The following is a 20,560-nucleotide window of genomic DNA, read 5'->3' on the forward strand; positions in this document are numbered from 1 at the left end:
GATTGACGCCATGGGGATTCAGATCGCGCCGAGCATCCTGTCCGCCGACTTCGCGCGGCTGTCCGACGAGGCGGCGGCGGTGTCGAACGCCGACTGGCTGCACGTCGACGTCATGGACAACCACTTCGTGCCCAACCTGACCCTCGGACTGCCGGTGGTCGAGTCGCTGGCCAAGGCGACCGACATGCCGCTCGACTGTCACCTGATGATCGAGGACCCGGACCGCTGGGCGCCCGGGTACGTCGAGGCGGGCGCGTCGAGCGTCACCTTCCACGTCGAGGCCTGCCGGGCGCCGATCCGAACCGCGCGGGAGATCCGCGCCAAGGGCGCGCGCGCCGCGATGGCGCTTCGACCGGCCACGCCGATCGAGCCGTACGAGGACCTGCTGTCCGAGCTCGACATGATCCTGATCATGACCGTCGAGCCCGGCTTCGGCGGGCAGAAGTTCCTCGACGTCTGCGTACCGAAGATCCGCCGCACCCGGCAGCTGCTCGACAAGCACGGCCTCGACCTGTGGATCGAGATCGACGGCGGCGTCTCGGCCGAGACGATCGAGCGCTGCGCCGAGGCCGGCGCCGACGTGTTCGTGGCCGGCTCGGCCGTCTACGCCGCCGACGACCCGAACGCGATGGTCGAGCAGCTACGCGGTCTCGCCGAGCAGTCCGCCGGTCGCTAACTCAGGCTCCACCTCGGGCGGCACCCGCAGCAGCAACACGGTCGAGATCGCCGCGAGTACGGCGGCCAGCAGCCACACGTACTGCACGCCGAAGCCCTCGATCACCGCACCCGCTACCGCGGACCCGATCGCCGCACCGCCCATCGCCGCGCTGCCCATCCACCCGAACACCTCGGTCCGCGCCACGTCCGGCGTCAACGCGCCCAGCCGCTCGTACAGCGCGCCGATCGCCGGCGCCAGCGTCAGCCCCGACAACGCCAACGCGATCCCGAGCGTGACCGGCGACGAGGTCGCGAACACGCACAGCAGCATGCCCACCCCGACCAGCGCGGCCCGCCGCCACAGGTACGACGTACGGCGGCCCGGCAACGCGCCCGCGACGGCACCGCCGACCAGGCTGCCGAACGCCCAGACGGCCTCGAAGATCCCGGCGATCAACCGCTGCCCGTGATCGTCGGCGAACGCGACGATCGCCAGCGAGATCCCGTTGAACGACATGATCCACAGGCCGAACGCGAGGATCAGCGGTAACCGGTGCCGATGCCACAGCAGCTGCCGCGCGGTCAACGGCACCGCGGCGTGATTGTCGTGGGTGAGCGGCATCGGTTGTCGGAGCGCATACCACCAGATGAAGAGCGCGGACATCGCCGCCGCGAGCAGCACGCCCAGTCGCGGGCTCGCCACGCTCACCGCGGTCGCGCCGAGCATCGGCCCGACCATGAACAGCAGCTCCTGCGCGGTCGCGTCCACGGCGTACGCCGTCCGCAGCGCGGGGCCCTGCACCACTCGGGGCCAGGCTGCCCGCAACGTCTGCATCACCGGCGGAACTAGGGCTCCCGCGATGATTGTGAGCACAGGCAGCAACCGGTACAGCCCGGCGGGTAGCAGCGCGATCGCGAACAGAGCGACGCTCCACGACAGCCCGGTGATCAGCAGCACGCCTCGCGGGCCCCGGCGGTCGGCGGCCCGGGACCACAACGGCCCGGCGATCGCCATGCCGACCGAATACGCCCCCGCGACGACGCCTGCCCAGCGGAACGAACCGCTCGCGTCCTTGGCCAGGAACGCCACCGGAACCATCGTCGCGAGCACGGGCAGGCGAGCGAGCAGCGAGGACAACAGCAACGCCGTCACGCCGTGCGTTCGCCACAACTCCCGGTACCCACCCAAGTCCATGCCCTCATCCTGAACGCCGCCACCGACATTTACGATGACGAGATGACCGACCCCAAACCGGTGGAGAGCTGGCTGACCGACATGGACGGCGTCCTCGTGCACGAGGAGCGCGCCATCCCCGGAGCCAGTGACTTCATCGGAGCGCTGCAGGCGTCCGGCAAGAAGTTCCTGGTGCTCACCAACAACTCGATCTTCACCCCGCGCGACCTACGCGCCCGCCTGCTTGCCGCGGGCATCGACATCCCGGAGACGTCGATCTGGACGAGTGCGCTCGCCACCGCGCAGTTCCTCGAGGACCAGCGGCCGCGCGGGACGGCGTACGTGATCGGTGAGGCCGGGCTGACCACGGCGCTGCACGAGATCGGATACGTGCTGACCGACCGCGACCCGGACTACGTGGTCCTCGGCGAGACCAGGACGTACTCGTTCGAGGCGATCACCAGGGCGATCCGCCTGATCGCGGAGGGTGCGCGGTTCATCGCGACCAACCCGGACCCGACCGGCCCGTCGCAGGAGGGCCCGCTGCCGGCGACCGGCTCGGTGGCCGCGCTGATCACCCGGGCGACGGGCGTCGCGCCGTACTTCGTCGGCAAGCCGAACCCGTTGATGATGCGCAGCGCGCTGAACCGGATCGAGGGGCATTCCGAGACGACCGTGATGATCGGCGACCGGATGGACACCGACATCATCAGCGGTCTCGAGGCGGGCCTGCGCAGCGTGCTCGTGCTGTCCGGTTCGACCGGCGAGCACGAGGTCGAGCGCTTCCCGTACCGCCCGACCCGCGTCGTCCAGTCGATCGCCGACGTCGTACCGCTGGTCACCGCCCTGGCCTAACAGGTCAGCGTGCGGAACCCGTACCCCTGCGCCTTCAGAGCCTGAAGGATCACCGGCAGGGCGGCCACGGTCTGGGTGCGGTTGCCGCCGCCGTCGTGCATCAGAATGACCGAGCCGCTGTGCACGTTCTTCAGCACCCGTTGCTCGATCGCCGCGACGCCCGGCTTCGTCCAGTCCCGCGAGTCCACGGTCCACACGACGAGGTCCTTGCCGAGCGCCTTCGCCCGCTGCCGGACGGCCGCGCTCACCCCGCCGTACGGAGGCCGCAGGCAGCCCGGCGTACTACCGGTCTGGGCCTGGATCGCCTGGTCCGTCGACACCACCTGCTGCCGGAACGCCGCCGCGTCGAGGTGCCGGAGATCGGCGTGCGTCCACGTGTGGTTCTGCACGCTGTGGCCGGCGGCGTGGATCCGCTTGGTCAGCTCTGGATGCTTCCGGACGCTCTGGCCGACCTCGAAGAACGTCGCCTTGGCGTCGTACTTCGCGAGGATGTCGAGCACCTTCGGGGTGTACCCGGCATCGGGCCCGTCGTCGAACGTCAAGACGACGTACTTGGACGGCAGCGGTGTCGGCGTCGGCGTGACCGCGACCGCCGCCGCGGGTGGAGTGGGTGTGGGCGTGGGTGGCTTGGCCGGTGACTTCGCCGCCGCGACGACCACCGTGCCGATCACCGCGCTCACCAGCATCATCATCGCCAGACCGATGACCCTGTTCCCCGTGCGCGTCAAGCGAACGTCCATCTTCCCCCCAGGGCGGTGGGTGGCCACATCCTCACAATGACCTGACTGCATCTTTGGCCAACTACCGCCGAAAACCAGCGCCCACGCCGCTTCCGCGTCAATCAATCACGCATAGCGGACGGTCAGGCGCACCACATCCGGTAGAAGACGTACCCGCGAGCCTTCAGGGTGCGCAGGATGGTCGGCAGCGCGGCGACGGTCTGGCTGCGGTTGCCGCCGCCATCGTGCAGAAGGATCACCGAGCCGCTGTGCACGTTGTCCAGGACCCGTCGCACGATCACCGACGAGCCTGGACGCGACCAGTCGCGCGGGTCGACGGTCCAGAGCCGGATCTTCTTGCCGAGCGCGGCCGCACGGCTGTAGACCCTGCTGTTCACGGCGCCGTACGGCGGGCGCAGGCAACGCGGCGTGTATCCGGTCTGATACCGGATGTACCGGTCGGTGGTCAGCACCTGGTACTTGAACGTGGTCCAGGAGACGTACCGCAGGTCCGGGTGCGACCAGGTGTGGTTCTGGACGCTGTTGCCCCGCAGGTACACCCGCCGGGTCAGCCACGGGTACCGGGCCACGTGCTGCCCGATCTCGAAGAACGTGGCCCGGACACCGTACCTGCGGAGGATGTCGAGGATCGCCGGCGTGTACCGCGGATCCGGACCGTCGTCGAACGTCAGGTAGACGTACTTCGTCGCCGCCGATGCCGCCGTGGTTGTGGACGCTGTCGACGAGGCCGACGCCGAGGTCCCTGCTGATCCGACCGATCCGGCCATGGTCAGGCCGAGGGAGGCGATCAGGCCGAGCAGGACTGCGATCAATGACAGTCGCGCCCGCCGTAGACGGTGTGTCATGAGAACCCCCTGAGCAATGGAGCAGGCAGTTACACCGTCACCACCGGGGTATCGGCCGACCAGTGACCAAAGTCCCGTCGCCAGGGGGTACGTCCTCAGAGCACCTGCGACAGGAACTGACGGAGCCTCGGTGACTCGGCCGCGCCGAAGATCTGTCCGGGTGCGCCGGACTCGACCACGATGCCGTGGTCCATGAACGCGACCTGGTCCGCGACCTCGCGGGCGAAACCCATCTCGTGGGTGACCACGACCATCGTCATCCCGGTCTCGGCGAGGTCGGCCATCAGCGCCAGCACACCCTTGACCAGCTCAGGGTCGAGCGCCGAGGTGGCCTCGTCGAACAGCATCACCTCGGGCTCCATCGCCAGCGCCCGCGCGATCGCGACCCGCTGCTGCTGGCCGCCGGACAGGTTTCCGGGCCGGGCGTCCGCCTTGTGCTCGAGGCCGACCAGCTCGAGTTGCGCGCGGGCCGCGGCGCGCGCCGGCTCCACGTCGAGCTTCTTGAGCTTGCGCAGCGGCAGCGTGATGTTGTCGAGCACGCTCTTGTGCGGGAACAGGTTGAAGTGCTGGAACACCATCCCGATCCGGCGCCGCAGGACGTCGGGATCACCCCGCAGTACCGACTCGCCGCCCAGTTTCACGTCGCCGGCGTCCGGTTCGAGCAGCCGGTTGATGGCGCGCAGCAAGGTCGACTTGCCGGACCCGGACGGGCCGATCACGCATGCGGTCTGCCCGGCCGGTACGGCGAGGTCGACGCCGCGCAGCACCTTGTTGCTGCCGAAGGCCAGCTCGACGCCGGACACCTCCAGGCTCGTGGCCTCAATGGTTCGCATGGGCGAGCTCCTCCAGCTTGACGTCCTCCGGCCCCGACGGTTCGGCGGGCCGGCCTTCGCGCAGCCGCTTGTCGAAGTGGTTCACCAGGTGCGTGAGCGGCACGGTGATCACCAGGTAGAAGATGCCGGCCAGCAGCAGCGGGGACAGGTTGCCGTTGGTCGCGGCCGCGTCCTGCCCGATCCGGAACAGTTCGCGCTGGCTCGCCAGCAGCCCGAGGAAGTAGACCAGGCTGGACTCCTTCACGAGCGCGATGAACTGGTTCACGAGCGCGGGCAGCACCCGCCGCACGCCTTGCGGGATGACGACCAGCCGCATGCCGCTGGTGTAGCTGAAGCCGAGCGCCCGGGCGGCCTCGAGCTGGCCCTTCTCCACGCTCTGGATGCCGGAGCGGAAGATCTCGCCGATGTACGCCGCGGCGATCAGCGAGAGTGCGAGGATGCCCAGCGGGTACGGGTTCGGGCCCCACCAGTGCCGGGTGATCGGCGACAGGCCCTGGCCGATCAGCAGGATGGTCAGGATCGCGGGCAGGCCGCGGAAGATGTCGGTGTAGATCTTCGCGGGCCAGCGCAGCCAGCGCTTCGTGGACAGGGCGAGGACCGCCACGACCATGCCGAGCAGGGTGCCCAGCACGACCGAGGCGGCCGCCAGGATGAGGGTGTTGACCAGTCCCACCTTCAGCATCTCGGGCAGGACCGCCTTCATCGACTCCCAGTCGAGGAAGGTGTCACTCAGGGTGGACCAGATGTCCATCAGGCTTTGGGAGCCGTGAACTTGACCGATCCGCTGCCCGGCGTGAAGTTCGCCGGTACGGCGCGGCCCGGGTAGTACTGCTCGACGAGCTTGGTCCAGGTGCCGTCGGCGATGACCTCGTCGAGCGCCTTGTTGACGGCCTCGCGGAGTTTGTCGTTGTTCTTGGCCACGGCGAACGCCATCGGTGCGTCACTGAGCTCCTTCGCGGCCAGGATCACCGTGCCGCCGCCCTGCTCCTTGGCCATCTTCTCGCCGATCTCGGCCGGTGAGACCCAGGCGTCCGCCGTACCGGCCTTGAGCTGGCCGAGCGCGGCGTTGTAGTTCGGCACCCGGACCGGGTTCAGGTTCTTGCCGGTGGCGTAGTCGTCCTGGACGGTGCCCTGGACCACGACGACCCGCTTGCCGGTGAGCTGGTCGAAGTTCGTGATCCCGGAGTCCTTGGTCGTGTTCAGCCCGAGGTAGCCGAAGTCGTAGCCGTTGCTGAATGCAACGGTCTTCTTGCGGGCCTCGGTGATCGTGATCGACGAGCTGCCGAGGTCGAACTGACCGCCGTTGACCTGCGACAGCAGCGCGGAGAAGTCGGTCCCGACGAACTCGGGCTTCAGGTTCAGCTTCGCCGCCACCGCGGTGATCAGGTCGTTGTCGAAGCCGGTGAACTTCCCGTCCTTCACGTACACGTTCGGCGGCGCGTCGGTGAGCGTGCCGATCCGCAGCGTGCCCGCCGACATCAGGCCCAGATCCTGGCCGCCCGCCGCGGCGTCGTCCCCGTTGCTGCCACAGGCAACCATCGCGCTCGCCAAGGTGATGGCCCCGACCACTGCGACAACCCGCCGAAAAGCGCCGAACGCGCGCACAACTGTCTCCTCACAACGTCAACGAAGGCAGGGCGGTTCGCCGCTGCCGCAGCAAGCCAACACCAGCGCTGCGACGCGCATTCCGTGCCGACGAAGGGTGAGACGGGGCCGAATGTCTACTCGGGTTGTGCTATATCAGAGCGATCAGCCGTGATGCTGGTCATAGTGCGCGAGCGCGTCCGCGGTCCGACCGGTGCCATAGGCAAGTAACAGCTCGGCCACCCCGGGTGACACCGCGGCCGCCGCCGTGGCTGCCCGCTGGATCTCGTCGGCAGACGCGACCGCGCGGAAGAGATCCTGGATCTCTCTCACGACGGAGCGTGCGGACGGTGCTTGCGTGTCGGGTGGCCCGCCGGGAATCGTCAGCGGCCGCACGAACCTGGCCGGCGGATCGACGGGCTGGCCGGCCGTGGCCGATCGCTGGAGGTGGGTCGTCGTCGGCCGTGTGTAGGCGCTGGTGGCGGCGCGGATGCCGTCGAGCTCGTGCGCGACGTGCTCGGGCTCGATGCCGCCGGCCACTGCCAGGTCGGCGAGCTCGGAGACGGCCCGCAGCCGGGACACGACGGCCGGATTGCCGATCTTCACCCGCTGCGCGCTGACCAGCTGCGAGAGCATCGGCGCCGACAGCCCGATCACCTGGGCGAGCCCGCCCTGGGTCAGGCCGAGCGTCGTGGTGATCCGCCGGACCACCTCGCCGAGCGGCTCGCCGTACAACTCGACCTGCTGCTGCAGGTTCTGCGCCGTCTGCTCCATGCAAAGATCTTCGCATTTGCGAACCCGAATTTCCAGCCTGGAACCGGCTTGACATTTGCGATAGCAAACTGCCAAGGTTTGCGGCAGCGAATCTCAGCGGAGGACAACGATGACGACTCACCAGGCTCACCGCCGCACCGCGGTGTGGGCGCTCCTCGCCGTCACGCTCGCCGCCGTCCTGGGCGGTCTGACGGCGCCGACGGCACTGGCGGACCCGGCCCCGAGCGGCGGCAAGCTCGTGCTGGTGCTGGACTCGTCCGGCTCGATGGCGGAGCCGGCCGGTGACGGGCAGACCAAGATCGCGGCCGCGCGGACGGCGCTGACGAGTGTGGTGCGCAAGCTGCCGGACGGCGCCGAGGTCGGACTCCGGGTGTATGGCGCGACCGTGTTCAAGCGCACGCAGGCCGGCGCCTGCACCGACACCCAGCTCACCGTCCCGATCGGCACCGGCAACCGGCCGCAGTTGCTGGCAGCCATCGCCAAGTACAAGCCGTATGGCGAGACGCCGATCGCTTACGCGCTCCAGCAGGCCGCGAAGGACGTCGGCCCGGTCGGCCAGCGCACGATCGTCCTGGTCTCCGACGGTGAGGCCACCTGTGCACCCGAGCCGTGCGCGGTCGCGCGGTCGATCGCCCAGCAGGGCATCGATGTGAAGATCGACGTCGTCGGGTTCCGCGTCGGCGGGAAGGCGCGCAGCCAGCTCCAGTGCGTGGCCCGCGAAGGCCGTGGCGACTACTACGACGCCGACTCGACCGTCGACCTGGAGGCGGGGCTGGACCGATTGTCCACCCGGGCGTTCCGGCCGTTCCGGCTGTCGGGCACGCCGGTGCGCGGGGCCGCGCAGCAGGAGGGTGCTCCGGTGCTTGCCCCCGGCCACTACCTGGACACGTTCGGTACTGACCGGACCGCGAAGTACTACACGATCAAGCGGACGATGGCGAAGTCGACGCTGCGCGCGGGGATCAGCTTCCGCCGGCCGGTTCCCGGCGGCACCGTGATCGAGGCCGCGGTCAAGCTCAACACGCTGAGCGGTGAGGCGTGCGGCTGGAGCTATCCGCTGTCGTTCGAGGGCGAGCAGGGCATCGCCACCGGCTCGGCGTCGAGCTGGACCGGCGACTACCCGAAGGAGTGCGAGACCGACGAGCAGCTCGTGCTCACGGTCTCCGGCGGCAGGGACTACGCCCAGCTGAAGTCTGCGCCGTACGAGCTGCGTGTTGACGAGGAGCCGGCCGTCGAGTCCACCGCGAACCTGCCGGCCGAGGCGGGCGACCCGACCTGGACACCGATGCCGGGTTCGACGCCGCGCGAGATCGTCCCGGGTTCGAGCTTCGCCGACGCGCCGCTGGTCGCCGCCGGCAGCTACAAGACCACGCTGATGCCCGGAGAGGTCCAGCTGTACAAGGTGAAGGCGGACTGGGGGCAGCGGATCCAGGCACAGGTGTCCATTCCGCAGCTCGGTGCGGCGACCGCGAAGGCAGTGGACGTCGGGCGGTATGTCGACCTCGACGTGATCTCGCCGACCGGTGAGGACGTGTACGCCGTGTTCGCGAAGAAGGTGCCCGGCGGGGCCGGCAAGCGCACCGTGCTCGACCCGCACGGCACGGTCAAGGCGATCACCACGAAGGAGATCCGGTACCTGAACCGCGACGGCGCGAACAACCAGGACACCGGGACCTCGCTGCCGGGGGAGTACTACGTCGCGGTGTCGATGACGCGGAAGACCGACGACAAGGCCTTCACCGTTCCGATGACGCTGACCATCGGCTTCGTCGGCACGCCGGGCACGGGCAAACCGACGTACGTGGACGGTGCGACGCCGGTCGCCGGCGAGTCCGTGACACCGAGCACCACGCCGTCCCAAGATCCGGGTCAGCCCAACCAGGCGAGTGGTCCGGTGCAGGGGCGCGTCGACGGCGACGCCGGTCCGCCGGTCGCGCTGGTGGCGGGCTTGGGCGGTGGGGGTCTGCTGCTCCTGATGGTCGGCGTGCTGCTGGTGGTCCGGCTGCGGCGGTAAGTTCTGGGCGGTGGAGGCGTTTGCGGGCCGGTATCGGCTGATCGACCTGATCGGGACGGGCGGGATGGGCTCGGTCTGGCGGGCCTGGGACCTGCGGCGGGCGACCTTCGTCGCCGCGAAGGTTCTCGGCCAGCACGATGCGGCGACGCTGCTGCGGTTCGTCCGGGAGCAGTCGCTGCGGATCGAGCATCCGCACGTGGTCGCTCCGCACGGGTGGGCCGCGGACGACGACCGGGTCGTGTTCGCGATGGACCTGGTCCGCGGCGGCTCGGTGGCGACCCTCCTCGGCGACCACGGCCCGCTGCCCCCGGCGTACGTCGCCGTGCTGTTGGATCAGCTGCTGCACGCACTGTCCGCGGTGCATGCCGCCCGGGTCGTGCACCGGGACGTGAAGCCGGCCAACCTGCTGCTCGACGTCACCGGGACGGGGCGGCCGCACCTGCGCCTGTCGGACTTCGGCGTCGCCGGTCTGCTCGACGAGCCCCGGATGACCCGCCACAGCACTGTCCTCGGGACGCCCGGCTACCTCGCACCCGAGCAGCTCACGGGTGCGGACCCCGACCCGCGCCAGGACCTGTACGCCGTCGGCGCCGTCGCCGTCGAACTCCTCACCGGCGAACGCCCCGGCGCAACCGACCCGCTCCCGCAACTGGACGGCCCACTGGGCGACTTCATCAACAACCTCACGGCCAAAGACCCGTCCGACCGCCCCGACTCCGCCACCACCGCCGGCCGCCTCCTGTCCGCAACCGGCGCCGTCCCACCCCAGCCCGCCACTCCCTGGGCCCAAACCCCCGACACCCCCGAAGTCTTCGACCAACTCCCACCCCTCCCCGCCGATTGGACTCCCACGCCCCCGCCGAACGCACCCAACGCACCGACCCCGCCGCACGCCCTGGCCACCGCCGTCGGCGCGACCGCCGTGGCTGGCTACCCCGCCCCCGTCAGGTGGGCTCCCGCGCTCCCGCCGAACGCACCCGATGCACCCAACCCACCGCACGCCCAGACCGCCTCGGGCGGCCGGGCCACCGCCGGGCGAATTTTGTCTGGCGAGCGGGGTGGGTCGGGCAGGTTGTTGTGGGGGGTTGCTGTGGCTTGTTTCGTGGGAGCTGTCGGGCTGCTGGGGAGTGCTGCCTGGTTGCTGTTGCGCTGACGGAAATCCACCGGACGGCGGGCGCGTGGCGTGGAAGACTTTTGGTGATGGAGCCGTTAGTGGTCACCGCGCCGACGACGGGTCGGCTGCGGTTTCTGATCGCCGCGCTGGCGATCACGACGACCGTCGGGTACGGCGTGCTCACGTACGCGTTCAGCGCCCTCGTCGGCCCGATGAGCCACGAGCTGTCCATCTCCACCACGACCGCGGTCGGCGCGTCGACGATCGCCGTGCTGGTCAGCGGCCTCATCTCGATCCCTGTCGGTCGCCGCCTGGACGTCCGCGGCGGACGCGGTCTGATGGCGTCCGGCTCGGCCCTGGCCGCGGCCGCCGTCCTCGGCTGGTCGCAGGTCCAGAACACCGTCCAGCTGTACGCCGTCTTCGTCCTGGTCGGCGTCGCCTGCGCGATGGTCCTCTACCCGCCCGCCTTCGCCGTCGTGGTCGCCGTCGCGGCCCCGACCGCCCGGACGAACTCGATCCTCACCATCACGATGGTCGGCGGACTGGCCAGCTCGATCTTCATCCCACTCACCGGTTACCTCGCCCACAGCCTCGGCTGGCGCTCCGCCCTCGTCGTGCTGGCCGGCACCCTCGCCGTCACCACAGTCCCGCTGCACTTCCTCGCCGTACCGCGGCAAGCGCCACGGCCCACAACCACGCGGCACCCGAAGTCGCCGACCAGAGTTCTGCGCGATCCCGGGTTCTGGCTGCTCGCCGGCGCGTTCGTCGTACACAGCGCGGCGCTCGCCGTGATCGCCGTCCACCTGGTCCTCTACCTTGTCAGTCTGGGCCACCCGCCGGCGCGAGCGGCGAGCCTGGCGGGGCTGCTCGGCCTGATGTCGGTGACCGGGCGGCTGGTGGCCAGCGTGTCCGCCCGGTGGTTGCCGATGGCGACGATCACTGCGCTGATCCTGCTCGTCCAGGGCGTCGCGGTCGCGCTGCTGCCCGCCGTCGGAGAGCGCGTCGGCGGGGCGATCGGGTGCCTGGTGCTGTTCGGCCTGGGGTTCGGGGTGTCGTCGATCGCGACCCCGGCGATCCTGCTCGACCGGTACGGCGCGAGCGGCTTCGGCACGATCGCCGGGATGCTCGGCACCCCGACGACGATCGCGAAGGCGGTCGGGCCGCTCGTCGGCGCCGGGCTGGCCGGCGCGTTCGGGTATCGGCCGCTGATCCTCGCGGTGGCCGCCGGCTGCGCGCTGGCCGGTGCGGCGCTGGCCCTCACCCGCCGGCTGGTGCCGCCGGCGTCGACCAGGATGTGACCTGGGTCGTGGTGCGAGTTGCGGCAGAGGGCATACTTGAAGCACGAGTGAACCCACTCGCGTGCTCCGGGGTCGGTGTAATTCCGAGCCGGCGGTAACAGTCCGCGACCCGGTCGCTGCGGTATGGCGATCGGTTGACCTGGTGGAATTCCAGGACCGACGGTGAAAGTCCGGATGGGAGGCGCACGCGGTCGACGGGTGCGCTCTGGCGCCCGATGGCGCGGAGCGTGGGCTGTGACGGCCCGCGCGACGCGGTTCCCCGTGGGCGGCGGAGCGGACGTGCCGGCCGGAGGCCCCGGAGTGCGTCCGTGACGACGAGGGGCCCGAGCAGTGAACGACGCGTCGCCGATCGACATCGCCTGGATGAGGCGTGCTGTCGAGCTGGCTGCGAGAGGTGTCGGCAGCACCCATCCCAACCCGGTGGTCGGGTGCGTGATCACCGGCCGCGACGGGCATCCGGTGGGCGAGGGCTTCCATGCCGTTGCGGGCGGCCCGCACGCCGAGGTCGAGGCGCTCCGGATGGCCGGTGCCCGCGCCCGCGGCGGTACGGCGTACGTCACGCTCGAGCCGTGCAACCACACCGGCCGGACCGGTCCGTGCGCGGACGCCCTGATCGAAGCCGGGATCGCGCGCGTCGTGTACGCCGTACCCGACCCGAATCCGACCGCCGCGGGCGGCGCCGAGAAGCTGCGGACCAAGAACATCGAGGTCGTGGAGGGCGTACTGCGCTCCGAGGCCGAGGCGGTCAATCACGTCTGGCTGCACAGCGTGCGGGTCGGTCGCCCGTTCGTCACCTGGAAGTTCGCGACCACGCTCGACGGGCGGTCCGCGGCGCCGGACGGGACCAGCAAGTGGATCACCGGCCCGATCGCGCGGGCCGACGTCCACCGGCTGCGCGCCGAGTGCGACGCGATCGTCGTCGGCACCCAGACGGTGCTGAACGACGACCCTGAGCTGACGGTCCGCGACGAGAACGACGTCCCCGCGGCGCGGCAGCCGCTGCGGGTGGTCGTCGGTGACCGCGAGATCCCGCCGACCGCGCGCGTCCGCAACGACCGCGCCGAGACGTTGCTGCTGCCGACCCACGATCCCGCCGAGGTGCTCCGGCAGCTGGACGACCGGCAGATCCGGCACCTCTGGCTCGAAGGCGGCCCGACGCTGGCCGCCGCGTTCCTGCGCGCCGGTCTGGTCGACCAGATCGTCGCGTACGTCGCTCCGGCCGTCCTCGGCTCCGGCTACGCCGCGGTCGGCGACCTCGGCGCGGAATCGATCGACCACCTGCGGCGGTTCAAGCTAGCGGACGTCACCCGCCTCGGCGACGACGTCCGGCTGACCCTGGTTCCTCTGGGAGGAAAGTAGATGTTCACCGGCATCATCGAAGAACTCGGCACCGTCGAGTCCCTGGATCTACTGGATGGTGACGCCGCGCGGCTCACCATCCGGGGTCCGAAGGTGACCGAGGACGCCGCGCACGGCGCCTCGATCGCGGTCAACGGCTGCTGCCTGACGGTGGTGGAGTACGGCGGGGGCCTGTTCACCGCGGATGTGATGCGCGAGACGCTGCAGCGGACCAGCCTCGGCGGCCTGGAGAAGGGTTCGCCGCTCAACCTCGAGCGGGCCGTCGCCGCGCACGAACGGCTCGGCGGCCACATCGTCCAGGGCCACGTCGACGGCACCGGCACGATCGCCTCCCGGACCCCGGCGGAGCGCTGGGAGGACGTCCGGGTCGCGACGTCCCCGGAGATCCTGCGGTACATCGCCGAGAAGGGCTCGATCGCGATCGACGGCGTCTCGCTGACCGTGACCGACGTCGACGACGCGACCGGGACGTTCGGGGTCAGCCTGATCCCGACCACGCTGGAGCTGACCGTGCTCGGCGCGAACAAGGTGGGCGACACCGTCAACCTCGAGGTCGACGTGATCGCCAAGTACGTCGAGCGGCTGCTGACCGCCGGCACAGTGCAGGACAACGGAGGCGAAAAGTGAACGCGATCGACTGGCTGCTGCACTCCCAGGTGACGATCGCCGGGTCGCCGGTGCTCGTCCGGGAGATCGTCGGCAACGTGTTCGGTCTGGCCAGCGCACTGTTCGGCATGCGCCGGCTGGTCGCCGCGTGGCCGGTCGGCATCGTCGGCAACGTGCTGCTGTTCACGGTCTTCGTCGGCGGGATCTTCGACACCCCGCAGGACAAGGACCTCTGGGGCCAGGCCGGCCGGCAGGTGTTCTTCGCGCTCGTCAGCCTGTACGGGTGGTACCGCTGGTACCAGACCCGGCACCACGGCGCCGACAAGGCCGTGCAGCCGCGCTGGGCGACCGCGCGCGAGCGGCTCGAGCTCGGCGGTGTCGCCGTGGTGCTGTACGCGATCTCGTACTTCGTGCTGCGCGAGCTCGGCTCGTGGGGCCCGCAGTGGGACGCGTGGATCCTCACCGGCTCGATCCTGGCGACGTACGGGATGGCGCGTGGCTTCGTCGAGTTCTGGCTGATCTGGATCGCCGTCGACGTGGTCGGCGTACCGCTGCTGGTGCAGGCGAAGTTCTACCCGTCCGCGACGATGTACATCGTGTACGGCCTCTTCTGCGTCCTCGGATTCGCGTCGTGGTGGAAGATCCAGAACCGTGAGCGGATCCAGACTCCTGAACCGGTGGTGGTGGGTTAGATGGGTGACGTGCTGAAGCTCGACACGATCGAGCACGCGATCGAGGAGATCCGCGCCGGGCGGCCGGTGATCGTCGTCGACGACGAGGACCGCGAGAACGAGGGTGACCTGATCTTCGCCGCGTCCAAGGCGACGCCCGAACTGCTGGCGTTCCTGATCCGGTACAGCTCCGGTGTGGTGTGCGTGCCGATGGAGGGCGCGGAGCTCGACCGGCTCGGGATCCCGCTGATGACGCCGCACAACCGCGAGCGGATGCGGACGGCGTACACGATCTCCGTCGACGCGCGCGACGGCATCTCCACCGGGATCTCGGCGGCCGACCGGGCCCGGACGATCCGGGTGCTGGCCGACTCCGCCTCGGAGCCGTACGACCTGGTGCAGCCGGGGCACGTGTTCCCGCTGCGCGGTCGCGAAGGCGGCGTACTGGTTCGGCCCGGGCACACCGAGGCGTCCATCGACCTGGCGCGACTGGCCGGGTTGACGCCGGCCGCGGTGATCTCCGAGATGGTGAACGACGACGGGACCATGAAGCGCGGTCCGGAGCTGCGGGAGTTCGCCGACGAGCACGGGCTCGTGCTGGTGTCGATCGACGACCTGATCCGGTACCGGCGTCGTACCGAGTCCCAGATCCAGCGGGTCGCGACGACGACGCTGCCGACGCGGTACGGCGATTTCGTTGCCCACGGCTACCGGAACGTCGTGGACGGGTCGGAGCAGCTCGCGCTGGTCCGCGGCGAGATCGGGGACGGGCCGACGCTGGTGCGGCTGCACTCGGAGTGCCTGACCGGCGACGTGTTCGGTTCGCTGCGCTGCGACTGCGGGCCGCAACTGGACGAGGCGCTTCGGCAGGTCGCTGCCGAGGGCGGTGTCGTCGTTTATCTGCGCGGCCATGAAGGGCGCGGGATCGGGCTGCTGCACAAGCTGCAGGCGTACGAGCTGCAGGACGCGGGGCGGGACACCGTCGACGCGAACCTGGACCTCGGCTTGCCGGCCGACGCGCGCGACTACGGCACCGGGGCGCAGATCCTCGCCGACCTCGGGGTGACGTCGGCGCGGCTGCTGACGAACAATCCCGACAAGCTCGCGGGCGTCCAGGGGTACGGCATCGACGTCGTCGAGCGCCGCGGGATCTTCATCGACCCGACCGAGCACAACCTGCGGTACCTGCGCACCAAGCGCGACCGGATGGGCCACCACCTGCCGGGTGGCGTGTTGACCGAAGAGAACGGAGCCGGCTGATGTCGGGCAGTGGAGCACCCACCATCGAGGCCCCCCGCGTGGACGGCGCCCGGGTCGCGATCGTCGCCGCCCAGTGGCACCCGAAAGTCACCGACGGCCTGCTCGCCGGCGCCCTCCGCGCACTGGAGGACTCCGGCGTCACCGACCACACCGTCATCCGCGTGCCCGGATCGTTCGAACTCCCCGTCGCGGCCCTGCACGCCGCGAAGTCCGGGTACGACGCCGTGGTCGCGCTCGGCGTGGTGATCCGCGGCGACACCCCGCACTTCGAATACGTCTGCCAGGCGGCGACCGAAGGCCTCATGCAGGTCGGCGTCAGCACCGGCGTCCCCGTCGGCTTCGGCGTCCTCACCTGCGACAACGACCCCCAGGCCCTGGACCGAGCCGGCCTCCCCGACAGCCGAGAAGACAAAGGCTACGAAGCCACCCAGGCAGCCCTCTCGACCCTGGCCGCCGTCCGCCAACTGGGGTAGGGCGAACCTGAGCTCATACGACACCCTATGGGGTCGGTGAACAGCTAATAACCTGTTCACCGACCCCATGCCTGTTCACAGACCTCAGTCGACGCGGGTGTGTTCCATGAGCCAGTTGGTTGTCCAGGTTTTGCCTTGGTCGATGGAGAAGGATTGTTGCCAGGCGGCTTTGTCGGTGCCGGGGGTCCAGAGGAAGCGGACGTCGATCGGTTGGCCGTTCCAGTCGTCGGGGCCTTCGAAGGTGCCGGTGCCGTCGGGGGTGAAGGAGCCGATGACGGGGGATTCGAGGCGGCCGCGTTGGCTGTTGATCCAGTGGATGGACCAGGTTTTGGCCTCGGGGTCGTAGCGGCGGAAAGTCGCGCCGCGGAAGCCTTCGCTCGGGAACCAGCCTTCGTCGAAGCTGATCGCGCCGTCGAAGTACGTGGTGGCTTCCATCGTGGCGTCGTGTTCGTACCACTCGAACGGCTCGCCGAGCACGGGACGCCGGCGCCGGTTGTGGAAGGACCAGCGGCCGACGAGGAAGTCGAAGTCGTCGGTGAGCTTGGGTACGTCGAGTGCGGGCGGGGGAGTGGAGCGCCGGGTGAAGTCCATGATCCAGTTGGTTTCCCAGGTCTCGCCGCCGTCGGCGGAGTACGCCTGCTCCCAGTGGGCGGTCTCCGGGGTGATGTCCGACCATTCGTAGCTGCACAGGATGGGCCGCCCGTCGTGGGTGTCTTCGCCGACCAGGCGGCAGCGGGACCCGTCGGCGGCCCATCCGCCGTGCACCGGCGGGTACAGCTTCATCGTCGTGCTGTTGACCCACCAGATGCTCCACTGCTCGCTGACCGGGTCGAACAGCCGCAGCGACAGTCCGTACGACCCCTTGGTCGGGAACCGCATCTCGTCGATGCTGATCTGCCCGTCGAAGTACGTGCGGGCGGTCGTGGTCCCGTCGTACTCGAGCCATTCGTCGCACCCCGCGAACGCCTGCTTGAGCGTGCGGTGGTGGACGTCGAAGTACCCGTTGAGGAAGTCGAAGTCGCCGGTCAGCTTGGTCCAAGTCGTCATGGTGCCAGCCTGCGAGCTAAACCTGACAACCCATGGCAGCGATCAGGACTAACCTCGGAGTATGCGTTCGAGCCGGCTGTTGTCGATCCTGCTGTTGCTGCAGACGCGCCGGCGGTTGACCGCGCGTGAGCTCGCCGACGAGCTGGAGGTGTCGCTGCGGACGATCTATCGCGACGTCGAGGCGCTCGCCGCGGCGGGAGTTCCGGTGTACGCCGACCAGGGCCGAGCGGGCGGGTATCGCCTGGTCGAGGGCTACCGCACCCGCCTGACCGGTCTGACCGAACAGGAAGCGGCCGCGCTGTTCCTCGTCGGTATGCCGGGCGCGGCCGCGGCGCTCGGGCTGACCGCGGAGACGAGCGCCGCCGAACTCAAACTGCTGGCCGCGCTGGCTCCCGATCAGCGGGACCGCGCCGGCCGGCTGAAGAACCGCTTTCACCTCGACCTGCCCGCCTGGTACCAGGACGCCGAGGACTCCCCGCGCCTGTCCGCGATCGCCGACGCCGTGCTCCACGACCGTCGGGTGCAGGTCCGGTACCGCCGCTGGGAGGAGCCTCGCGAGGTCGAGCGGGTCCTCGAGCCGTACGGACTGGTCCTGAAGAACGGCAGCTGGTACGTCGTGGCGTCCACGCCGGGCGGGCTGCGAACGTACCGCGTCTCCAACATCCTCGAGCTGACGCCGACCGACGAGACGTTCGAGCGGGCGGCCGACTTCCACCTCGCGGACTTCTGGCAGCACCACCTGACGGGATTCGATCGCCTGCGCTTCACCGGCGACGCCGTCGTCCGGGTGGCGGCGGGGCTCGCGGGCAGGATGTACGACGTCTCCTACCCGACTCTCGTCAAGGCGGTCGCCGCGGCGACGCCGGAGCCCGACGGCAGTGTCGTGGTCACGATCCCGATCGAGTCGATCGGCAACGCCGCCGCGTCGCTGAGCCGGTTCGGCGACGCGGTCGAGGTCCTGGAACCGCCTGAACTGCGGGCCGAGATCGCCGAGCTGGCCCGCAAGGTCCTCCGGCTCTACTCCTGAGCCCACGGTGGCGCGCGTCACCCGATTCTGTCTTTTCCATATATTACGAGTTTCGTACTATATGGATAACGGAAGAGGAGGCGCGATGAGGATCACGGTGTTCGGCGCGACGGGCGGGATCGGCGGCCACGTCGTACGGCAGGCGCTCGATGCGGGTCACAAGGTGACGGCAGTGGTGCGGACGGCGTCCGCGTTCGAGCTGGAGCACCCGTCGCTGGAGGTGGTACGGGTGCCGGGGCTGGATGCGGCCGAGCCGCTGCGCGAGGCGGTCGACGGCAGTACGGCGGTGATTTCGGGAGTGGGGCCGCGCGGGCGGAAGGACGGGCCGGTCGCGTCGCGCAGTACGCAGTCGATCCTGGGCGCGATGGCGGCGGCCGGGGTACGGCGGTTCGTCGCGGTGAGCGCTGCGCCGCTCGGGCCGATCCCGGCGGACGAGGGCTTTCTGAACCGGCGGCTGCTCTATCCGGCGATCAACGCGTTCGCCGCGGACGTGTACGCCGACCTCCGGGTGATGGAGGCCGACATCCGGGCGAGCGCGACGGACTGGACGATCGTGCGGCCGCCGAAGCTGACCAACAGACCGCTGACCGGCCGGTACCGGACCGTCGTCGGCGGCACAGTGCCGCGCAGCTACTCGATCTCGCGCGCGGACGCGGCGCATCTGATGCTGGCGGTGCTCGACGACCCGGCAACCGTTGGTCAGCCGATCGGGGTGGGGTACTGATGGTGCTGCGTGGGGTGAGCTTGTTCTTCAGCGGGTTGTTCGCCGGATTCCTGGTGTGTGTGATGGTGCTGGAGACCTCGCTGCGCTCGTTCGGCGCTGCCGTCTACACCCAAGTGCGTCTGGTCGAGCTGGACTCGTTGGACAAGCTCGCGTCGGTGACGCTGATCCCGGCGATCGTCACGACCGTGGCGGTGGTGATCTGGAACCGCGGCAACAGCCGGCGGCTGGCGATCGCCGCGGTCGCCTTGCTGGTGATCGTGTTCGTGACGACGCTGGCGGTGAACCTGCCGATCAACTCGGACCAGTTGTCGTGGTCGGTCCAGCAGCCGCCGGCGGACTGGGCGGGTGTCCGTGATCGTTGGGAGATCGCACACGCGGTGCGTACGGTCGCGGCGGTGGCGGCGTTCGGGCTGCTGGTCGGGGCCGCCGTGCGTCAGCGCAGTGGCGGCCGGTCGAGTTCGCCGGCCATCAGCGAGGTCCGAGTCGGTCGGTGATGAGGTCGTGGGGGACGGCCTGGGCGGTGCGCCCCTGGAAGCCGGTGGTGGTTCGAGCCATGGTCAGTGAGTTGAGCAGGGCTTCTTCGACCGACTCGGTGACGGCCTGGAACGGGCCGCGGAGATCGCGGTCGGCGTAGGACGGCGTACGGGAGGTGGTGAAGGCGATCGCGTAGTCGCCGCTGCCGGGCGCGTAGTCGGAGCCGACGCGGCCCATCGCGAAGATCGCCCGCCTGGCCAGGCGGGCGAGCTGGCGGGAGTCGAGCGGGAGGTCCGTCGCCACCACGATCATGCAGGAGTTGCCGTCCGCATCGATCGGCTCGGCGGGAACCGGCTTGCCCAGCACAGTCAGCAGTCCGGAGAAGTTCGCCTGTACCAGAACCCCAACCGTGTACCCGTCGCCGGGGATTGGCTGGACGCCGGCAGATGCCGCCGGACCTGCGGTCGGCCCGGTGAGGGTGCGGGAGGCCGTGCCGATGCCGGCTTTGAAGCCCAGCGCGGTGGTGCCCGAGCCCGCTCCGACGCATCCTTCGGCCGGGAGGGCCGACGAGGCGGTGTCGAGGGCGTGGTGGACGTGGGCCGGGGTGATGGGGCGGCGGCGGATGTCGGAGAGGTGGCCGTCGTTGGTTTCGCCGACTACTGGGTTGAGGCTGGTGGCTCGTGGGTCGCGGTCCAGGAGCCAGGTGATCAGCGCGTCGGCGACGCGGAATGTGCTGAGGGTCCCGGTGAGCAGGATCGGCGTCTCGATCACGCCGAGCTCGTCGATCTGCGTCGTCCCGACCAGCTTCCCGTAGCCGTTGCCGACAACAACCGCGGCCGGCAGCCCGTCCGCCCACCCGGCCGGGACGATCGCGGTCACGCCGGTGTTCAGCCCGTCGCCGGTGATCGTGGTCTGGCCGACGAGCACGCCGGGTACGTCGGTGATCGCGTTGAGCGGCCCGGTGGGCAGCGTTCCGACGACGACGCCGAGTTCGCGGGCTCTCCGTGGACTGTGCATCCAGCTATCGTCGG

22 protein-coding genes and 1 riboswitch are annotated in these 20,560 nt (G+C 69.9%); of the genes, 13 read left to right on the top strand and 9 right to left on the bottom strand.

Annotation, left to right across the window (positions count from 1 at the left end; translation table 11 throughout):
* Nucleotides 1-10: 10 nt before the first annotated feature.
* Nucleotides 11-676, top strand: coding sequence for a ribulose-phosphate 3-epimerase (gene rpe, locus ACWEOO_RS27035; protein WP_359941589.1), 666 nt, complete (start codon nucleotides 11-13; stop codon nucleotides 674-676).
* Here rpe and ACWEOO_RS27040 read toward each other — a convergent pair.
* Nucleotides 641-1,852 (bottom strand): MFS transporter, encoded by a 1,212-nt coding sequence (locus ACWEOO_RS27040; RefSeq protein ID WP_452145410.1) that lies wholly within the window; start codon nucleotides 1,850-1,852, stop codon nucleotides 641-643. The genes rpe and ACWEOO_RS27040 overlap by 36 nt on opposite strands.
* A 42-nt stretch (nucleotides 1,853-1,894) precedes the next feature.
* On the opposite strand from ACWEOO_RS27040, the gene ACWEOO_RS27045 reads away from it, so the two are divergent.
* Nucleotides 1,895-2,686, top strand: coding sequence for an HAD-IIA family hydrolase (locus tag ACWEOO_RS27045; RefSeq protein ID WP_359941583.1), 792 nt, complete (start codon nucleotides 1,895-1,897; stop codon nucleotides 2,684-2,686).
* Here ACWEOO_RS27045 and ACWEOO_RS27050 read toward each other — a convergent pair.
* The 6 genes from ACWEOO_RS27050 to ACWEOO_RS27075 all read right to left on the bottom strand — a co-directional run bounded on the left by ACWEOO_RS27050 (nucleotide 2,683) and on the right by ACWEOO_RS27075 (nucleotide 7,462).
* Nucleotides 2,683-3,414, bottom strand: a complete 732-nt coding sequence (locus tag ACWEOO_RS27050) for a polysaccharide deacetylase family protein (protein WP_452145411.1) — start codon at nucleotides 3,412-3,414, stop codon at nucleotides 2,683-2,685. The two genes, ACWEOO_RS27045 and ACWEOO_RS27050, sit on opposite strands and share 4 nt — an antisense overlap.
* Before the next feature lie 134 nt (nucleotides 3,415-3,548).
* Nucleotides 3,549-4,271: a polysaccharide deacetylase family protein gene (locus ACWEOO_RS27055; RefSeq protein ID WP_452145412.1), complete on the bottom strand. Its 723-nt coding sequence runs from the start codon at nucleotides 4,269-4,271 to the stop codon at nucleotides 3,549-3,551.
* A 95-nt stretch (nucleotides 4,272-4,366) separates the two neighbouring features.
* On the bottom strand, nucleotides 4,367-5,104 hold the full coding sequence (locus tag ACWEOO_RS27060; protein WP_359941574.1) for an amino acid ABC transporter ATP-binding protein: 738 nt from the start codon (nucleotides 5,102-5,104) through the stop codon (nucleotides 4,367-4,369).
* A complete protein-coding gene (locus ACWEOO_RS27065; protein WP_355698968.1) occupies nucleotides 5,091-5,855 on the bottom strand; it encodes an amino acid ABC transporter permease in 765 nt (254 codons plus the stop codon). Before ACWEOO_RS27065 ends, ACWEOO_RS27060 begins: the two co-directional genes overlap by 14 nt.
* Nucleotides 5,855-6,709, bottom strand: a complete 855-nt coding sequence (locus ACWEOO_RS27070) for a substrate-binding periplasmic protein (RefSeq protein ID WP_452145413.1) — start codon at nucleotides 6,707-6,709, stop codon at nucleotides 5,855-5,857. Before ACWEOO_RS27070 ends, ACWEOO_RS27065 begins: the two co-directional genes overlap by 1 nt.
* A 144-nt stretch (nucleotides 6,710-6,853) precedes the next feature.
* Nucleotides 6,854-7,462, bottom strand: coding sequence for a helix-turn-helix domain-containing protein (locus tag ACWEOO_RS27075; protein WP_452145414.1), 609 nt, complete (start codon nucleotides 7,460-7,462; stop codon nucleotides 6,854-6,856).
* A 109-nt stretch (nucleotides 7,463-7,571) separates the two neighbouring features.
* Between ACWEOO_RS27075 and ACWEOO_RS27080 the strand changes: the two genes are divergently transcribed.
* The 8 genes from ACWEOO_RS27080 to ribH all read left to right on the top strand — a co-directional run bounded on the left by ACWEOO_RS27080 (nucleotide 7,572) and on the right by ribH (nucleotide 16,257).
* Nucleotides 7,572-9,476 (top strand): vWA domain-containing protein, encoded by a 1,905-nt coding sequence (locus ACWEOO_RS27080; protein ID WP_452145415.1) that lies wholly within the window; start codon nucleotides 7,572-7,574, stop codon nucleotides 9,474-9,476.
* A gap of 10 nt (nucleotides 9,477-9,486) precedes the next feature.
* Nucleotides 9,487-10,629 (top strand): serine/threonine-protein kinase, encoded by a 1,143-nt coding sequence (locus ACWEOO_RS27085; protein WP_452145416.1) that lies wholly within the window; start codon nucleotides 9,487-9,489, stop codon nucleotides 10,627-10,629.
* 47 nt (nucleotides 10,630-10,676) lie between these two features.
* The gene (locus tag ACWEOO_RS27090; protein ID WP_452145417.1) at nucleotides 10,677-11,888 is read left to right on the top strand and encodes an MFS transporter; all 1,212 of its coding nucleotides are present in this window, start codon (nucleotides 10,677-10,679) and stop codon (nucleotides 11,886-11,888) included.
* A 58-nt stretch (nucleotides 11,889-11,946) separates the two neighbouring features.
* Nucleotides 11,947-12,078, top strand: a riboswitch (FMN riboswitch).
* Nucleotides 12,079-12,236: 158 nt separating this feature from the next.
* Nucleotides 12,237-13,247, top strand: coding sequence for a bifunctional diaminohydroxyphosphoribosylaminopyrimidine deaminase/5-amino-6-(5-phosphoribosylamino)uracil reductase RibD (gene ribD / locus ACWEOO_RS27095; protein WP_452145468.1), 1,011 nt, complete (start codon nucleotides 12,237-12,239; stop codon nucleotides 13,245-13,247).
* Nucleotides 13,248-13,874 (top strand): riboflavin synthase, encoded by a 627-nt coding sequence (locus ACWEOO_RS27100; protein WP_452145418.1) that lies wholly within the window; start codon nucleotides 13,248-13,250, stop codon nucleotides 13,872-13,874. It begins immediately after the preceding gene.
* Nucleotides 13,871-14,545 (top strand): nicotinamide riboside transporter PnuC, encoded by a 675-nt coding sequence (gene pnuC, locus ACWEOO_RS27105; RefSeq protein ID WP_355698982.1) that lies wholly within the window; start codon nucleotides 13,871-13,873, stop codon nucleotides 14,543-14,545. Before ACWEOO_RS27100 ends, pnuC begins: the two co-directional genes overlap by 4 nt.
* Nucleotides 14,546-15,784 (top strand): bifunctional 3,4-dihydroxy-2-butanone-4-phosphate synthase/GTP cyclohydrolase II, encoded by a 1,239-nt coding sequence (locus ACWEOO_RS27110; protein WP_355698984.1) that lies wholly within the window; start codon nucleotides 14,546-14,548, stop codon nucleotides 15,782-15,784. It begins immediately after the preceding gene.
* Nucleotides 15,784-16,257: a 6,7-dimethyl-8-ribityllumazine synthase gene (gene ribH, locus ACWEOO_RS27115; RefSeq protein WP_452145419.1), complete on the top strand. Its 474-nt coding sequence runs from the start codon at nucleotides 15,784-15,786 to the stop codon at nucleotides 16,255-16,257. Before ACWEOO_RS27110 ends, ribH begins: the two co-directional genes overlap by 1 nt.
* Nucleotides 16,258-16,341: 84 nt before the next feature.
* Here the strand turns inward: ribH and ACWEOO_RS27120 are convergent, their stop codons facing one another.
* Nucleotides 16,342-17,304 (bottom strand): hypothetical protein, encoded by a 963-nt coding sequence (locus ACWEOO_RS27120; RefSeq protein ID WP_452145420.1) that lies wholly within the window; start codon nucleotides 17,302-17,304, stop codon nucleotides 16,342-16,344.
* Nucleotides 17,305-17,365: 61 nt separating this feature from the next.
* Here ACWEOO_RS27120 and ACWEOO_RS27125 point away from each other — a divergent pair, with 61 nt between their 5' ends.
* The 3 genes from ACWEOO_RS27125 to ACWEOO_RS27135 all read left to right on the top strand — a co-directional run bounded on the left by ACWEOO_RS27125 (nucleotide 17,366) and on the right by ACWEOO_RS27135 (nucleotide 19,549).
* Nucleotides 17,366-18,331, top strand: coding sequence for a helix-turn-helix transcriptional regulator (locus tag ACWEOO_RS27125; protein ID WP_452145421.1), 966 nt, complete (start codon nucleotides 17,366-17,368; stop codon nucleotides 18,329-18,331).
* 85 nt (nucleotides 18,332-18,416) lie between these two features.
* Nucleotides 18,417-19,055, top strand: coding sequence for an NAD(P)-dependent oxidoreductase (locus ACWEOO_RS27130; RefSeq protein WP_452145422.1), 639 nt, complete (start codon nucleotides 18,417-18,419; stop codon nucleotides 19,053-19,055).
* Nucleotides 19,055-19,549 carry an anthrone oxygenase family protein gene (locus ACWEOO_RS27135; RefSeq protein ID WP_452145423.1) on the top strand — a complete coding sequence of 165 codons (495 nt, stop codon included), beginning with the start codon at nucleotides 19,055-19,057 and terminating at the stop codon, nucleotides 19,547-19,549. Before ACWEOO_RS27130 ends, ACWEOO_RS27135 begins: the two co-directional genes overlap by 1 nt.
* Here the strand turns inward: ACWEOO_RS27135 and ACWEOO_RS27140 are convergent.
* Entirely contained in the window at nucleotides 19,524-20,546 is a 1,023-nt protein-coding gene (locus ACWEOO_RS27140) for a P1 family peptidase (protein WP_452145424.1), read from the bottom strand. The two genes, ACWEOO_RS27135 and ACWEOO_RS27140, sit on opposite strands and share 26 nt — an antisense overlap.
* Between the last annotated feature and the right edge of the window lie 14 nt (nucleotides 20,547-20,560).

Source organism: Kribbella sp. NPDC004138, assembly GCF_053603655.1.

Excerpts from the sequence above, each read along its gene's own strand:
- rpe (WP_359941589.1), top strand. The coding sequence starts at position 11 with ATGGGGATTCAGATCGCGCCGAGCATCCTGTCCGCCGACTTCGCGCGG.
- ACWEOO_RS27040 (WP_452145410.1), bottom strand. The coding sequence starts at position 1,852 with ATGGACTTGGGTGGGTACCGGGAGTTGTGGCGAACGCACGGCGTGACG.
- ACWEOO_RS27045 (WP_359941583.1), top strand. The coding sequence starts at position 1,895 with ATGACCGACCCCAAACCGGTGGAGAGCTGGCTGACCGACATGGACGGC.
- ACWEOO_RS27055 (WP_452145412.1), bottom strand. The coding sequence starts at position 4,271 with ATGACACACCGTCTACGGCGGGCGCGACTGTCATTGATCGCAGTCCTG.
- ACWEOO_RS27060 (WP_359941574.1), bottom strand. The coding sequence starts at position 5,104 with ATGCGAACCATTGAGGCCACGAGCCTGGAGGTGTCCGGCGTCGAGCTG.
- ACWEOO_RS27065 (WP_355698968.1), bottom strand. The coding sequence starts at position 5,855 with ATGGACATCTGGTCCACCCTGAGTGACACCTTCCTCGACTGGGAGTCG.
- ACWEOO_RS27075 (WP_452145414.1), bottom strand. The coding sequence starts at position 7,462 with ATGGAGCAGACGGCGCAGAACCTGCAGCAGCAGGTCGAGTTGTACGGC.
- ACWEOO_RS27080 (WP_452145415.1), top strand. The coding sequence starts at position 7,572 with ATGACGACTCACCAGGCTCACCGCCGCACCGCGGTGTGGGCGCTCCTC.
- ACWEOO_RS27090 (WP_452145417.1), top strand. The coding sequence starts at position 10,677 with ATGGAGCCGTTAGTGGTCACCGCGCCGACGACGGGTCGGCTGCGGTTT.
- ACWEOO_RS27100 (WP_452145418.1), top strand. The coding sequence starts at position 13,248 with ATGTTCACCGGCATCATCGAAGAACTCGGCACCGTCGAGTCCCTGGAT.
- ACWEOO_RS27110 (WP_355698984.1), top strand. The coding sequence starts at position 14,546 with ATGGGTGACGTGCTGAAGCTCGACACGATCGAGCACGCGATCGAGGAG.
- ribH (WP_452145419.1), top strand. The coding sequence starts at position 15,784 with ATGTCGGGCAGTGGAGCACCCACCATCGAGGCCCCCCGCGTGGACGGC.
- ACWEOO_RS27120 (WP_452145420.1), bottom strand. The coding sequence starts at position 17,304 with ATGACGACTTGGACCAAGCTGACCGGCGACTTCGACTTCCTCAACGGG.
- ACWEOO_RS27125 (WP_452145421.1), top strand. The coding sequence starts at position 17,366 with ATGCGTTCGAGCCGGCTGTTGTCGATCCTGCTGTTGCTGCAGACGCGC.
- ACWEOO_RS27130 (WP_452145422.1), top strand. The coding sequence starts at position 18,417 with ATGAGGATCACGGTGTTCGGCGCGACGGGCGGGATCGGCGGCCACGTC.
- ACWEOO_RS27135 (WP_452145423.1), top strand. The coding sequence starts at position 19,055 with ATGGTGCTGCGTGGGGTGAGCTTGTTCTTCAGCGGGTTGTTCGCCGGA.
- ACWEOO_RS27140 (WP_452145424.1), bottom strand. The coding sequence starts at position 20,546 with ATGCACAGTCCACGGAGAGCCCGCGAACTCGGCGTCGTCGTCGGAACG.